Origin of the sequence: Pigmentiphaga sp., from assembly GCF_033795525.1 — a bacterium.
Lineage (GTDB): Bacteria > Pseudomonadota > Gammaproteobacteria > Burkholderiales > Burkholderiaceae_B > Pigmentiphaga.
In genome coordinates this window covers 162,867-178,449 of the sequence record NZ_JARYGM010000003.1, presented here as the reverse complement: position 1 = coordinate 178,449, position 15,583 = coordinate 162,867, and the positions used below count along the sequence as shown (strand labels likewise).

Here is a 15,583-nt window from a genome sequence, read left to right as displayed (position 1 = left end):
ATGCTGAAGCTCGAACAGATCCAGAAGAATGCGGCCATTTCGGGGGTAGAGCCCGGCCAGGTGGTTCGCATCGTCACGACCGAGCCGGTTGGTGACAACGCGCTCACCGTCTACTACAAGACGGCCGACGGCAAGCTCCTTGAACGAATGCTGTTCCGTACCGACGAGGCCAACCTTTCGCTTGCCGAAGCAGGCCGGCCGTGGGCCTTCGATGCGTCAGGCGAAGCGTTCAAACTTGCCGCAGAGGCCTACCGGATCAACCTGGCCCATCTGTTCGATCCGATGATGGCTGTGCACACGTCCAATGTGGAACCGCTGCCACACCAGATCACGGCGGTGTATGAGTCGATGTTGCCGCGCCAACCGTTGCGTTACGTTCTGGCCGATGACCCGGGTGCGGGCAAAACCATCATGGCGGGGCTGTTCATCCGAGAGCTGCTGATGCGTGCAGACGCCAAGCGTGTACTGATCGTTGCTCCCGGCAGCTTGGTCGAACAATGGCAGGACGAAATGTTCGAGAAGTTCGGTCTGTCTTTCACGCTGTTCTCGCGGGAGCAGGTCGAGCAATCCCGCAGCGGCAATCCCTTCGACGACATCGACCTGATGGTGGCCCGTGTCGATCAGCTTTCCCGCAATGAAGACCTCCAGGAAAAGCTCCGCCTTTCCCACTGGGATCTGGTGGTCGTCGATGAAGCACACAAGCTGTCGGCCAGCTACTTTGGCAACAAGGTCAACAAGACCAAGCGTTTCCTGCTCGGCGAATTGCTGGGCTCGATCACCCGCCACTTTCTGCTGATGACAGCGACGCCGCACAACGGCAAGGAGGAGGACTTCCAGCTCTTCATGTCGCTGCTCGATGCAGATCGCTTCTATGGAAAGTTCCGCGATGGCACGCACAAAGTCGATGTCACCGACCTGATGCGTCGCATGGTCAAGGAGGACATGCTCCGTTTCGACGGTACGCGGCTCTTCCCCGAACGCCGGGCCTACACAGTCAACTACAAGCTCTCCGATCTCGAAGCCGCCCTGTATGCAGCGGTGACCGATTATGTGAAGACTGAGTTCGCCAAGGCCGATCAACTGGCCGATGGCGGACGCAAAGGCACCGTCGGTTTCGCGCTGACAGCCTTGCAACGTCGGCTGGCATCCAGCCCCGAGGCCATTTATCAGTCGCTCAAACGCCGCCGCAACAAGCTCAAGCGCCGTGTCGAGGACGAAAAACTGCGTCAGTGCGGCCAGATCCTGGCCGAAACCCTACTCAGTACGGGCACGAATGGCGCGCCGGAAGACATCTGGGAGTCGGCAGACGCACTCCTGCCTGAAGACTACGAGAACTTCGAGGAAGCCGTGGTGGACCAGGCCACGGCCGCCCAGACGATCCAGGAGCTCGAAGCCGAAATCATCATTCTCGAAGGGCTGGAAGAACAGGCCCGTCAGGTCGTGCATTCAGGCCAGGATCGGAAGTGGGACGAACTCTCGCGCCTGCTGCAGGACACACCGGAAATGCATGACGCCGAAGGCCGGCAGCGCAAGCTGATCATCTTCACCGAGCACCGCGACACGCTGAACTATCTGGCGACCAAGATCCGTGGCCTGATCGGAAGTGAGGAAGCCGTGGTAATGATCCACGGTGGCGTCAAGCGCGAAGAACGTCGCAAAGTGCAGGAGCTGTTCCGCAACGATCCCGCCTCGCGGGTGCTCATCGCTACCGATGCGGCTGGCGAAGGCGTGAACCTGCAGAACGCTAACCTGATGGTCAACTACGACCTGCCTTGGAACCCGAACCGCCTGGAACAGCGCTTTGGCCGCATCCACCGCATCGGCCAGACTGAAGTCTGCCATTTGTGGAACATGGTGGCGGCCGAAACCCGCGAGGGCGATGTCTTCCAGCGGCTGTTCGAGAAGCTGGAGATCGAGCGCGCGGCTCTCGGTGGCCGTGTGTTCGACATCCTGGGTGAGGTGTTCGAGGATCGCAGTCTCAAAGATCTGCTGATCGAAGCCATCCGCTACGGCTCCGACCCTGAGGTTCGTGCCCGGCTCTTGCGCCGGGTGGAAGGTGCCCTGGACACCCAGCATCTGGAAACCATCATCAAGCGCAACGCGCTGTGCGAAGAAGTGATGGACGAGAAGCGCCTGTTCGCCGTCAAGGAAGAAATGGAGAAGGCCGAAGCGCGCAAGTTGCAGCCCTTCTTCATCCGCTCCTTCTTCGGCCAGGCCTTCCAGCAGTTGGGCGGGGAACTGCGCCAACGAGAGCCGGGTCGCTACGAGATCACCAACGTCCCTGCCATCATCCGCGAACGCGACCGCCAGATCAGTGGCCGCGACAGGCGCAACGCCAACCCGGTGCTGCGCCGCTATGAGCGTGTTTGCTTCGAAAAACAATACGTGCGCTTGACCGAGCGTGTCGGTGCACCCATGGCCAGCCTGCTGCACCCCGGGCATCCACTGATGCAGTCGGTGACCGACCTGATACTGGAAGCCCATCGCGCCAAGCTCAAGCAAGGCGCCGTGCTGGTAGATCCCAGCGATATGGGGTTGACGCCAAAGGTCATGTTCATCATTGACCACTCGGTCAAGGAAGGCGCCGCGCCCAGCGGTCAGCACAGCGAAGCACATTCTTCGACGCATGTGGCGTCGCGCCGCATGCAGTTCGTCGAAATCGACGCATCGGGTAACGCCATCAATGCAGGCTGGGCACCTCACCTGGATCTGGAGCCACTGGCCTCGGCCGACAGGGTCCTGATCGAAGATGTACTGGCCGCTCCCTGGATCGCCAAGGATCTGGAACAAGCCGCGCTTGCTCACGCCTCCACCCATCTGGTTCCCGAACACTTCGATGAGGTTCGTGCCCGTCGTGAGAGGACTGTGGACAAGACGCTGGCAGCCGTCCACGAGCGCTTGGTCCGGGAAATCAACTTCTGGTCCGATCGCTACATCAAGCTGCAAGACGATATCGCTGCCGGCAAGGATGTGCGTCTCACGCTGGAGAACGTCCGCCGCACCATCGACGATCTGACCGCCCGCCGTGAATCACGCGAGAAGGAACTACTGGCCATGCGCCATGTCATCTCCGCCACACCGGTCATCCTTGGCGGCGCACTTGTTATCCCCGCAGGCCTGCTGTTGCAGCGCAAGGGCCAGCCGGGCTGGACTGCCGACGCAGCCGCCCGGGCCCGTGTTGAGCAAGTGGCGATGCAGGCGGTGATGAGCGCCGAACGAGCGCTGGGACATGAAGTCATCGACGTGTCGGCGGAAAAATGCGGCTGGGACATCACCAGCCTGCCCAAAGCGCAGGGCGGCCTGCTGCCGCCTTCACGCCACATCGAGGTCAAGGGCCGTGCCAAGGGCCAGACCACGATCACGGTGACTCGCAACGAAATCCTCTACGGACTCAACCAGGCCGACAAGTTCATCCTGGCCATCGTGCTGGTGGATGGTGACCAACACGAAGGGCCGTTCTACGTGAGGAATCCTTTTACCCAGGAACCCGATTGGGCGGTGACCAGCATCAACCTGGATTTGGATCAGTTGTTGGCTAAAGCGGAGTGTGTCGAATGAATCAGCACGACATCTTCGACTCGCTGACCCGTAACGCCTTCGACTTTTTGGAACGCGGCATCGGGGAGTTCGACAAGTCCCCCAAGTATTCCGTCATCCATTTCTGCGCGGCGGTTGAGATGCTGCTCAAGGCACGGCTGATGAAGGAGCACTGGTCGCTGATCGTCTCCAAGCCCGATCAGGCTAACCTCGCCAAGTTCATGGCCGGTGACTTCGCCTCGGTCACGCTGGAAGATGCCAGGGCGCGGATTCGTGATGTCGCGGGCGAGGACATCGGCGACGAAGCCTACGGCAGCTTCCGCGCGCTGGCGAACCATCGCAACAAGATGGTTCACTTCTTCCACAACGGGCTGGAGAACAACGAAAAGGCCAAGACGCAGATCGTCGCCGAGCACTGCCGCTCGTGGTTTCATTTGCACCGCTTGTTGAATCGATGGAACGGCTACTTCCACGACTTCAGCGGCGAAATCGCCCACGCGGATCGGGCGATGAAGGGCCACCGGCAATACTTGGCCGCCAAGTTCAAGGCGCTCGCCCCGGAACTGGACGCCGTGCGCAATGCGGGCGGCAAGCCGAAAGCATGCAGCGCCTGCGGCTTCAAGGCCGCCATACCGGATGCCCTTGACGACCAGATCGCGTCGCTGCGCTGTCTGGTGTGCGATCACGTCGAAACGCAGGTCGAACTCGATTGCCCGCACTGCGGCGAACTGATCGCCATTGCGAACGAGGGCTATGCGACGTGCGAGCACTGCGGGGAAGGCATCGAGCCAGAGCATGTGGCGGACTCGCTGACGGATCATGCTGTCGCGCACATCGGCATCAAGGACGGCGACGACCGCTGGGAGCCTGCCAACTGCGGCAATTGCGAGGGCTACCACACGGTAGTCAGGCGCGGCGACCGCTACTTCTGCGCGAACTGCTTCGACATCTCGGACGGCATCGAGCAGTGCCAGTGGTGCAACGAATACAACACCGGCGATATGGAACACAGTTACTCGGTCGGCTGTAGCCAATGTGATGGCAAGGTCGGCTGGGAGAAGGACGACTAAATGAACAACAACATCAAAACACCGAAAAAGCTGATCGAAGTCGCCCTGCCGCTCGATGCCATCAACAAGGCCGCCGCACGCGAGAAGTCCATCCGCCACGGCCACCCCAGCACGCTGCACCTGTGGTGGGCGCGGCGTCCGCTGGCGGCGGCGCGGGCGGTCATCTTCGCGCAGATGGTCAACGACCCCGGCTACCAGCAGGGCGGCGGGTTCCGCTACGGCGTCAACAAAGAAAAGGCGCAGGCCGAGCGCGAGCGGCTGTTCAAGATCATCGAAGACCTGGTGCAGTGGGAGAACACCAACAACGAGGAAGTCCTGGAGCGCGCCCGCGCTGAAATCCGCCGCTCGTGGCGTGAGGTCTGCGAGCTGAACAAGAGCCACCCGCAGGCCGCCGAACTGTTCAACCCCGACAAGCTGCCCGCCTTTCACGACCCCTTTGCGGGCGGCGGCGCGCTGCCGCTGGAAGCGCAGCGCCTGGGACTGGAAAGCTACGCCAGCGATCTCAACCCCGTGGCCGTCACGATCAACAAGGCCATGATCGAAATCCCGCCGCGCTTCGCCGGTCGCGAACCGGTCGGGCCACGCGTGCTGGGTGACAAGCAGGGCAAGCTGAGCGAGGACTGGAGCGGCGCGAAGGGGCTGGCTGAAGATGTGCGCCGCTACGGCGCATGGATGCGCGCAGAGGCGGAGAAACGTATCGGCCATCTGTATCCGCAGGTCGAGATCACCGCCGAAATCGTGAAGGAGCGGCCTGACCTCAAGCCATTGTTGGGCCAGAAGCTCACGGTCATCGCATGGTTGTGGGCACGCACGGTGAAAAGCCCGAATCCTGCGTTCAGCCATGTGGACGTGCCGCTGGCGTCCACCTTCATCCTCAGCAGCAAGGTAGGCAAGGAAAGCTATGTGCAGCCCGTGGTCGAAGGCGACCACTACCGCTTCACAGTGAAGGCGGGAACGCCGCCGGAAGCAGCGAAGAACGGAACGAAGCTGGCGCGTGGCGCGAACTTTCGCTGCTTGGTGTCGGATTCGCCCATCGAACCGGACTACATCAAGGCGGAAGGTGTTGCCGGGCGAATGGGAGCGAAGCTCATGGCCATCGTCGCCGAAGGTGCGCGTGGCCGCGTCTATCTCGCTCCGGCCGCCGAACACGAAGCCATTGCGCGGCAGGCGCGACCCGAATGGAAGCCCGAAACGGCGCTGCCGGATGACCCGCGCAACTTTTGGACGATCAGCTACGGCCTGACGAAATACGGCGACCTCTTCACCCCGCGCCAACTGGTGGCGCTGACCACCTTCTCCGATCTGGTGGGCGAAGCCATCGCCAAGGTCAAGGCCGATGCTATCGCCGCTGGCCTGCCCGATGACGATGCAGGTCTTGATGCGGGAGGCGCTGGCGCGACGGCGTATGCGCAGGCGGTAGGGGTGTATCTCACGTTCGCCATCAGTCGAACTGCGGATCGTGGTTCAACGATTTGCTCATGGGATAGCAGCCCGAAGATGGAAGCGTTGCGGAATACCTTTGGGCGACAAGCTATTCCGATGACTTGGGACTTTGCGGAAGGTAATCCCTTCTCGGAATCTAGCGGCAACTGGATGTTCAACATTGAGTGGGGTGTGAAGGCTGTTCAACTCTTTCCTGCTCGCGCGGGCGGCTATGTCGTGCAGCAAGACGCCCAGACGCAAACGACCAGCAAGAACAAGCTCGTTTCATCAGACCCTCCGTACTACGACAACATTGGCTACGCCGACCTGTCCGACTTTTTCTATGTCTGGTTGCGCCGTTCACTGCGGCAGATTTACCCCAATCTGTTCGCCACTGTCGCCGTTCCCAAGGCCGAAGAATTGGTTGCCACTCCCTACCGTCACGGCGGCAAGGAACAAGCCGAGAAGTTCTTTCTCGACGGCATGACCGAGGCACTGCGCAACCTGGCACAGCAAGCGCACGCTGCTTTCCCCGTCACCATCTACTACGCCTTCAAGCAGTCCGAAACCAAGAGCGAAGCGGGCACTTCCAGCACGGGCTGGGAAACCTTCCTCGAAGCCGTGCTCAAGGCTGGTTTCGCGCTCACCGGCACCTGGCCGACGCGAACGGAACTTGGCAATCGCATGATCGGCTCCGGCACCAACGCCCTCGCTTCCAGCATTGTTCTCGTCTGCCGCCAACGCCCCTTTGATGCGCCCACCGTCTCGCGTCGCGAGTTCATCCGCGAACTCAACGCCGTGCTGCCCGAGGCGCTGCTGGACATGACGCGCGGCGGCGTCAACTCGCCCGTCGCGCCGGTGGATTTGTCGCAAGCCATCATCGGCCCCGGCATGGCCATCTTCAGCCAATACGCCGCCGTGCTGGAAGCCGACGGCACGCCGATGAGTGTGCGCACTGCGCTGCAACTGATCAACCGCTTCCTTGCCGAAGACGACTTTGACCACGACACGCAGTTCTGCCTGCACTGGTTCGAGCAGCAGGGCTGGGCCACCGGCAAGTACGGCGACGCCGATGTGCTGGCCCGCGCCAAGGGCACCAGCGTGGGCGGCCTGCAAGCCAGTGGCGTGGTCGAGTCGAGCAAGGGCGAACTGCGCCTGCTGCGCTGGGCCGAGCTGCCGAAAGACTGGGCCCCCGAGTCCGATGTCCGCACACCCATCTGGGAATCTTTGCACCAGCTCATCCGTGCCCTGAACCAGGACGGCGAATCCTCTGCCGGCACACTGCTGGCCCGCATGCCTGCTCGCGCCGAACCCATCCGTGCTTTGGCCTACCGCCTCTACACTCTGTGCGAACGCAAGGGCTGGGCCGAGGAAGCCCGCGCCTACAACGAACTGGTGGGAGCGTGGAGTGGTATGGAACAAGCGGCAAGCGAGGCCGGTGTGCTCGGCGCGCAAACACAACTGGATATCTGACCGGGAGAATGACGCATGGCAACGACAGAATGGCCTTTTCCCGGTTCCCGCTGGTGGAAGTTCGACTTCCATACCCATACGCCGGCCTCTAAAGACACCAACGGCTGGCAGCAGGCGATAGGCACGCCCAATGAACTGACGCCTGAAACGTGGCTGCTCAAGTACATGGCCGCGGAGATCGACTGCGTGGCCGTGACAGACCATAACAGCGGTGCCTGGATCGACCTGCTCAAGGCCGCCTATGCGGCCATGAAGGTGTTGGCCGATCAGGGGCAGCCACCTGCCGGGTTTCGGGAGTTGACGCTGTTCCCTGGAGTAGAAATTTCGGTTAGCGGCGGATTTCACTTGCTGGCAATTTTTGATCCCAGTGCAACCACACGCACTATCACCGATCTGCTGGCTGCGGCGCGTTACCAAGGGACAGATGGTGACAGCGACGGCGTGACTCGGGAAGGGCCAGAGAAAGTTGTCGAGGAGATTTTGAATGCCGGAGGTATTCCTATACCGGCGCACGCAGATCGTCCCAATGACACCGGTAAAGGGTTGCTCGCGCTTCGAGACAGCGGTGGCGCAAGCCGCCTGGATGCGAACACCATTCGCGGCGTTCTGGATAACGTGCAGTTATTGGCTGTCGAATGGGAGGACATAAATCGGCCATCACCTGAATGTGTGAAGGCGGCGGCAGATAAACTGACTCGGGTTCTGGGCAGCGACTGCCACAGTTTCCAGGGAGCGGCTGTTCCCGGCAGCCGTTACACCTGGGTCAAGATGGCCAGCCCGACGCTCGAAGGGCTTCGTCTGGCCTTGCTGGATGGCAATGGTGTGTCGATCCGGCGCAGTGATGAAGGCGCATTCGACCCCTTCCGGGTACCCGCCCATGTCATCACCGCCATCGAAATCGAGAATGCGCGCTACATGGGCAATGGCCAGCCAGCAAGACTGCCTTGCTCGCCGTTCTTCAATGCGGTTGTCGGCGGGCGTGGAACGGGTAAGTCCACCGTCGTGCATGCCCTGCGGCTGGCGGCGCGGCGCGACCAGGAATTGATGGCGCTGGGCCAGGGCAACGAGCCGCGTGCGCATTTCGACGCCTTCCGCAAGGTTGTCAATGGTCGTGACGATAAGGGCGCGCTGCGTGCCAATACTGTTATCCGTGTGGAGTGGCTGCACGAGGACGTGCGGCTTCGCATGCTGTGGCGAGCCGATGGCCAAGGCACGGCGGTGGAAGAATGGCACGACGACCAGTGGCAGGCGTCGCCCAGCCAGAGCGTGAATCCGGCACGCTTCCCTCTGCGCATTTTTTCACAGGGGCAGATTGCGGCCTTGGCCGGCAGTGGGCGGCAGACCCTGCTGTCGATCATCGACGAGGCCGCCAACGTCGAGCCGCTGAGGCAGGCCTTCGACGAGGCGCAACGGACCTTCTTCACGCAGCGTGCCCGATTGCGCGAATTGGATGGCAAGCTGGCCGGCCAAGCCGAGGTCGAACGCAAGCTGGATGAGGCCGGGAAGAAGCTGGCGGCGCTGTCGCAGGCCGACCATGCTGCAGTGCTGCGCGCCTATGCACAGGCACAGCACCAGGCCAGGGAAGTGAAGACGCTGTTCGAGCAATTGAATGACATCGCCACCCGCATTGCCGAGCTGCCGGAGAACATCGGACTTGATGACTGGCCCAGCCAGCACTTCACCGAGCAGGATGCCGACCTGTTGGGGTGGCGCAAGGATGTCGATCAGCAGGTGGATCAGCTTTGTCTCGATCTGCTGGAGCGGGCACGCAAGCTCTACGCCAGTATCGAGTCGCTGCAAAAGGACGATCGGCTTGCGCAATGGAAAGCGCGTACCCTTGCGGCGCAGCAGGCACATACCGCACTGCAAGAGCAACTCGTTGCGCAAGGCGTCAGCGACCCGCAGGCCTTTGCACGCCTGACACAGGAACGCCAGCAACTGGAAGTCCAGCGCAAGGCCCTCCAGCAGATGCAGAGCGACCGGCAGACGCTGGTGCAACAGATCGAGGCGCAGCAAGCGCTGCTGACGCAGAAGCGGCAAGCCATCACGCAAGTGCGCCAGTCGTTTATCCAGAACGCACTGGCAGGCAATCCGCATGTGCGGATTGCCGTGGTGCCCTTCGGGTTCGAGGCCAAACAGATCGAACGCGAGTTGCGCGAATTGATAGAGGCGACCGACGAGCGCTTTGCCGACGACATTCTGCTAACGGAGGACGGCGAGGCCTCCAGCGGAATGGCCTTCGATCTGGCGCAGACGGATGATCCTGGCAAGATCGGGGCTGTCGGTACCGTCAAGCAGCGGCTACTGGACGTCGATGCCACCCTGGGTGGTCGTCTGCGCAATTATCTGCAACGCAAGCATGAGAAGCCGGAGTTCGCCGACCATGTCCTGGCCTGGTTTCCAGAGGACGACCTGCGGATCGAGTACCAGCGCGATCATCGGTGGACCTCCATCAGCCAGGGGTCACAGGGACAGCGTTCGGCCGCCTTGCTGGCCTTTCTGCTGGCTTTCGGCGAGGAGCCCATCGTGCTCGACCAGCCCGAGGACGACCTCGACAACCACCTGATCTACGACCTGATCGTGCGGCAGATTCGGGAAAACAAGTTGCACCGTCAGCTCATCATCGTCACGCACAACCCCAATGTGGTGGTAAACGGCGATGCAGAACTGGTGCATGTGATGGAGTTCGGGCGTGGACAGTGTTTTGTGCAGCAAAGCGGTGCCTTGCAGGAATCGGCTGTGCGCCGTGAGGTCTGCCGCGTGATGGAAGGTGGGCACGAGGCGTTTGCACGACGCTGGAAGCGACTGGGAACGGAGGTTTGATATGTTGGCAACCCGTAGCGAACTGATCGAAAAGATCCGGTTAGGCGAAGACAGCTTCCTCGAGTTGAAGGAAGTCCGATTTGCCGGCGACAAGATACGAGGCCCTTCACAGAATGACCTCGCCGATGAACTGGCTGCGTTTGCCAACAGCTCGGGCGGCGTGTTGCTGCTGGGCGTGGAGGACAGGAGCCGCGAGGTGATCGGCATCGAACTGGACAGGCTCGATGCCGTGGAGGCACTGCTGCGCCAGGCATGTGAAGACGCGATCAGGCCGCCATTGGCCCCGGTAATCGAACGCATGACCTTGCCCGATGCCGGCGGCGTAGAGCAACCGGTCATTCGCGTCGAGGTCCCGCGCAGCCTGTTCGTGCATCAAAGCCCGGGCGGCTACATGCAGCGCATTGGCTCATCAGAACGCCCCATTCCGCCTGACCAACTGGCACGTCTGTTCCAGCAGCGCAGCCAATCGCGTTTGATTCGCTTCGACGAAACACCCGTCGCGCGCGCCACGCTGGCTGATCTGGACGAAGCTTTGTGGCGGCGCTTCGCTCCTGCACAAAGTGCCGATGCGCCTGAGATTCTGCTGGGTAAACTTGCGATGGCTGCGCACGATGATCAAGAAGGCGTTTGGCGCCCTACAGTGGCCGGCCTGCTCATGGGGAGTCGTGTTGCACAGCGGTTCCTGCCAGGCGCATTCATCCAGGCCGTGGCATACCAGGGAACCAATGTTTTGCCCGCTGGCGAAGCGATGTACCAGCGCGATGCCCAGGACATCACAGGGCCACTGGACCGGCAGATCATCGACGCTTGTGCCTTCGTGCGCAAGAACATGCGCGTGGCTGCCTACAAACACGCGCAAGGCGGACGCGAGGATATTCCACAATTCGACATGCTGGCGGTGTTCGAGGCAGTGACCAATGCGGTCGCCCACCGGGATTACTCCATGGCCGGTGCCAAGGTGCGGCTGCGTCTGTTCGACGACAGGCTGGAGTTGTATTCGCCCGGTATGCTGCCCAACACCATGACACCGGAGAGTCTGCCGTTCCGCCAGGCAGCACGCAACGAGGCGTTGACCAGCCTGCTTGCGCGCTGCCCTATCGACGATGACACACTGGCCGTACACCGCCAGCACATCATGGACAAGCGCGGTGAAGGCGTGTCCATCATTCTTGAAACGAGTGAGCGTCTGGCGGGCCGCCGCCCCGAGTATCGTCTCAACGATGACAACGAACTGATGCTGGTCATCTACGGCGCACGTATGGAGCAGGAACCATGAGTTTGAAACCGTGGCGTGAGATCGCCGTCCCCCATGAAGATGTGCTCAAGGGCACCTTCCAGCAGGCTGAGTTCGCAGCCGACCTGTCCCGCGTGCATGCAGGTACAGCGACTGCTGAATACCAGGACGCTTCGCTGTTCTTCGAGCGCACCTTCATTACCGAAGGCATGCGCCTGTTGCTGGACTCGGTAGTGAAACGGCTGTCGGGCTGTGGCGGCGATCCCGTTATCCAGTTGCAGACGGCCTTTGGCGGTGGCAAGACGCACACGATGTTGGCGGTCTATCACATGGCCAAGGGTGAAGTAGCGGCCAGTGATTTGCAGGGGGTGGCCGCTATCCTGGATGCGGCGCAGGTAACGGAGTTGCCGCGTGCCCGTGTCGCGGTGCTGGATGGGGTCAAGTCCTCGCCCAACCAACCCCTCAAGCGAGATGCTCAGGAAGTACGCACGCTGTGGGGCGATCTGGCTTGGCAGCTCGGGGGCGCTGAGGGCTACGCGCTGGTGGCCGAGGCCGATGCTTCGGGAACCTCGCCTGGCAAAGCAGTGCTGGAGACACTGCTGGCACGCTGCGCACCTTGTGTGATCCTGGTCGATGAGTTGGTCGCTTACGTGCGCCAGTTCGAGGAAGGCAAGGCACTGAGCGGAGGCACGTTCGATTCCAACCTGTCGTTCGTGCAAGCGCTGACCGAGGCACTGAAGGCCGTGCCCACGGCTGTTCTGCTGGCTTCCCTGCCGGAGTCCGACAAGGAGGCGGGTAGCCAGCGAGGCGTAAAGGCATTGGAGGCGCTGTCGCACTACTTTGGCCGGGTGCAGGCCCTTTGGAAGCCGGTGGCAACAGAGGAGGCGTTCGAGATCGTTCGCCGTCGTCTTTTCGCCTCGATCAACGACCGGTTGGCGATGGAGTCTGTCTGCCGCAGGTTCGCCGACTTCTATGCGGATAACCGTGACGACTTTCCACAGGAAACCCAGGATAGCCGCTACTACGAACGGTTGGTCCATGCTTACCCAATTCACCCAGAGGTATTCGACCGGCTGTACGAGGACTGGTCCACGCTGGATAACTTTCAACGGACGCGTGGTGTGCTCAAGTTGATGGCCAAGGTGATCCATCGCTTATGGAAGGACGGCAACAACGATCCATTGATCATGCCCGGTAGCTTGCCGCTGTACGACGCCGATACGCGCAACGAGGTGATCTATTACCTGCCCCAGGGCTGGGATCCGGTGATCGAGCGCGATGTGGATGGTGAGCGCGCCGAGACCACGGAAATCGAGAACAAGGACACCCGATTCGGCAGCGTCCAGGCCTGCCGCCGCTCGGCACGCGCCGTGTTCCTGGGCAGTGCGCCCAGCACCACGAATCAATTGGTGCGGGGCCTGGAGTTGGAGCGTGTGATGCTCGGCGTCATCCAGCCCGGCCAACAGATCGGCCTATTCAAGGACGCGCTGCGGCGGCTGTCGGACCGGTTGCATTACCTCAACCACGCCAACAACCGCTTCTGGCTCGATACGCGGCCGAACCTGCGGCGTGAAATGGAGGAGCGCAAGCGTCGCTTCCAGGACCGGGAAGACGTGTTCCCAATGGTTCGAGAACGAGTACAGCGCGGCTTTGCCAGCGGAGTTTTCGGCGGTATCCATGTGTTTACGGACAGCGGCGACGTGCCCGATGATTGGGCATTGCGCCTTGTGGTGATGCCACCCGATGCGGCCTTCAGCAAGAGCGGCCAGAGCCTGGCCATCGACCGTGCTACCGAGATCCTCAAGAAGCGTGGAGATCAGCCCCGTTTCAAGCAGAACAGGTTGATCTTCCTGGCGGCCGACTACGATAGCGTCAGCCGGCTGAAGGACCACGTTCGCTCTTACTTGGCATGGCGCAGCATTGTTGCCGATTACAAAGACAACCGTATCGTCCTCGACAACCTGATGGCCAAGCAGGCGAGTGCTGCTTTGGAGCAGGCCGAAGAAACTGTGCGCCGCATGATCCGCGAGACCTACAAATGGATCGTAGCGCCGATGCAGGAGGCCCGGCCCGGCAAAGGCTTGTCCGAATTGCGCTGGGAACACTTCCAGGTCAATCCCGGCGCGCAGAACTGGTCGCAGGAAATCGAGCGAGTCCTCAAAGAGAACGAACTGCTCATCAATGAATGGGCACCTATCCATCTGGCTAAGGTGCTGAAGGACTGGTTCTGGAAAGAGGACATCAAGGAAGCCAACGCCCTCAATGTCTGGCAGCAAAGCTGCCAGCAACTCTACTTGCCACGCCTGAAGGACGATACGGTCTTTCAGATGACGATGGCCGCAGGCGCCGAAAGCCGAGACTTTTTTGGTTTCGCACAAGGCAAGGAAAATGGCCGCTACATCGGTTTCAGCTATGGCAAACGAACTTCATTGATCATGGATGGCTCGTTGCTGCTGATTGAGCCGGTTGCCGCTGGGGCCTACTTGGAAACATTGCGCGCGGCGGAGGAAGCATCGCGGGCCAAGGCAACTACCACAGGCACCGATGGCGTGGCACCCGTAACTACTGGTGGTGGTGACACACCTCGTGTCAATGAGCCGATCGGAGGCTATCCCACAGGGACTGGTGCTGCGGGCCTCGCCGCAAAGAAGCAGTTCTACGGCAGCATTGATCTGGATCCCATCCTGGCCAAGAAGCAGTTCGCCGACTTGGTGGATGAGGTGGTCCAGCAATTTACCTTGCGTCCTGGCGTGAGGGTGAGGATTGCCATCGAGATTCAGGCCGACTCCCCTGTTGGGTTCGATGAAGGTCTTCAGCGTGCGGTGAAGGAGAACTGCAATGTGCTGAAGTTCAAGAACGCTGAATTCGAGGCTGGGGAATAATGAATACAGCAGGCAAGCCTTTTCGGCTGTCGTAGAGACGAATGACCGGGCTATTCGCCGGCGATGCACACCGTCGGCAAGCACCTGAAGCAACTATCCGGAGACTCCGGATAGTTCAACAGAGCGAAGGACAAATGCATCAGGTTCCCAGATAGATCGCTGTCACTGCCGCCCGCTCATGACCAAGTTCGCGGCTGATCTGTTGCCGGGCTTGCTGATCCAGAAGGCGTTGAGACGAATCCAATTGCACCGTACTGAGGCCGCCCATAGCCGGCGCCTTCCACCCCGTCAGCACCTCATACCGCATCTGCGCATACCGATGCCGCAGTCCATGCATGTTGCTCAACCCTGCCGCTTTGCATTGTCCGTCGTAGACATGCCGCTGCTGGATGTAGGTCTTACGCGATGGGATTAGTGATCCCGGACCTGCCAAGCGATGGGCCTCATCCAGCACCGCCCGCTGTTCCGGCGTCGTGATCAACACTGTTCGATCACGCCCGCCTTTTGCCCACGATCCTTTGATGGCGATATGGTCGCCACGGTCGGCATAACGGGGTTGGAACTTGATGGACTCTTCTCGCCGCAAGCCGAAGGCAGCCTGCAAACGCAGGCTCATGCGGACATGAGAGTCGGTGATGCGGTCCAACCTATCACCCAACTCCTTGGCCTTGCTTTCATTGGTCACATAGCGCCGTTCGGGAATGCCCATTTTGGTGTTGTCCGCCGGCAGAATGCCGGCCTTGCCGATCTTCTCGGCCCACCAGCGCAAATGCGCCATACGGTTCTTCAACGTACCGGCTGACAGGCCTTCGGTTTGCCAGCGTTGCAGCAAAGCTTCGACATGCTTGCCCTTCAACGAGGCGGCTCGCATCTGGCGGAAGCCTGCCTCACGTAGTTGCCGCGCAGCCAGCGAGAGAGAACGCATCCGGTCAGCCTGTGTGTTGTGGCTGCCGTCACGGTTGCGCTGGCAAAGCTGTCGCAGGGTGTAGGTCAAGTCGTCCATCTTCCGGCCTCCACGCAAAGCGCCGCACCGCGTTGTCCTGAAATTCAGTGGTTAGTGTTGGTGCCAGCTCGCCAAGGCGAGATCCTGTGGGGGCAAGGGCATGGTGTTCAGGAGACACCAGGGCCTCGAATGAGGCGTC

General features: G+C 61.1%; 7 protein-coding genes. 6 read left to right on the top strand and 1 reads right to left on the bottom strand.

The features are described from left to right. From QHC78_RS09420 to QHC78_RS09395, 6 genes are read left to right on the top strand one after another with little or no spacing between them, the layout of a single operon-like run. A complete protein-coding gene (locus QHC78_RS09420; protein ID WP_319743788.1) occupies nt 1-3,558 on the top strand; it encodes a helicase-related protein in 3,558 nt (1,185 codons plus the stop codon). Next, nucleotides 3,555-4,607, top strand: a complete 1,053-nt coding sequence (locus tag QHC78_RS09415; RefSeq protein WP_319743786.1) for a hypothetical protein — start codon at nt 3,555-3,557, stop codon at nt 4,605-4,607. Before QHC78_RS09420 ends, QHC78_RS09415 begins: the two co-directional genes overlap by 4 nt. Further along, a complete protein-coding gene (locus tag QHC78_RS09410) occupies nt 4,608-7,502 on the top strand; it encodes a DUF1156 domain-containing protein (protein ID WP_319743784.1) in 2,895 nt (964 codons plus the stop codon). A 15-nt stretch (nt 7,503-7,517) separates the two neighbouring features. Continuing rightward, entirely contained in the window at nt 7,518-10,325 is a 2,808-nt protein-coding gene (locus QHC78_RS09405) for a TrlF family AAA-like ATPase (RefSeq protein ID WP_319743782.1), read from the top strand. Nucleotide 10,326: 1 nt separating this feature from the next. Beyond that, nucleotides 10,327-11,601: an ATP-binding protein gene (locus tag QHC78_RS09400; RefSeq protein ID WP_319743781.1), complete on the top strand. Its 1,275-nt coding sequence runs from the start codon at nt 10,327-10,329 to the stop codon at nt 11,599-11,601. Beyond that, on the top strand, nt 11,598-14,441 hold the full coding sequence (locus tag QHC78_RS09395; protein WP_319743779.1) for an ATP-binding protein: 2,844 nt from the start codon (nt 11,598-11,600) through the stop codon (nt 14,439-14,441). Before QHC78_RS09400 ends, QHC78_RS09395 begins: the two co-directional genes overlap by 4 nt. Nucleotides 14,442-14,580: 139 nt before the next feature. On the opposite strand, the gene QHC78_RS09390 is transcribed toward QHC78_RS09395, so the two are convergent. Next, the gene (locus tag QHC78_RS09390) at nt 14,581-15,444 is read right to left on the bottom strand and encodes a phage integrase N-terminal domain-containing protein (RefSeq protein ID WP_319743777.1); all 864 of its coding nucleotides are present in this window, start codon (nt 15,442-15,444) and stop codon (nt 14,581-14,583) included. Nucleotides 15,445-15,583 lie beyond the last annotated feature (139 nt).

Coding starts and splice junctions, on each gene's coding strand:
- QHC78_RS09390 (WP_319743777.1), bottom strand. CDS start 15,444: ATGGACGACTTGACCTACACCCTGCGACAGCTTTGCCAGCGCAACCGT.
- QHC78_RS09400 (WP_319743781.1), top strand. CDS start 10,327: ATGTTGGCAACCCGTAGCGAACTGATCGAAAAGATCCGGTTAGGCGAA.
- QHC78_RS09420 (WP_319743788.1), top strand. CDS start 1: ATGCTGAAGCTCGAACAGATCCAGAAGAATGCGGCCATTTCGGGGGTA.
- QHC78_RS09395 (WP_319743779.1), top strand. CDS start 11,598: ATGAGTTTGAAACCGTGGCGTGAGATCGCCGTCCCCCATGAAGATGTG.
- QHC78_RS09405 (WP_319743782.1), top strand. CDS start 7,518: ATGGCAACGACAGAATGGCCTTTTCCCGGTTCCCGCTGGTGGAAGTTC.
- QHC78_RS09415 (WP_319743786.1), top strand. CDS start 3,555: ATGAATCAGCACGACATCTTCGACTCGCTGACCCGTAACGCCTTCGAC.
- QHC78_RS09410 (WP_319743784.1), top strand. CDS start 4,608: ATGAACAACAACATCAAAACACCGAAAAAGCTGATCGAAGTCGCCCTG.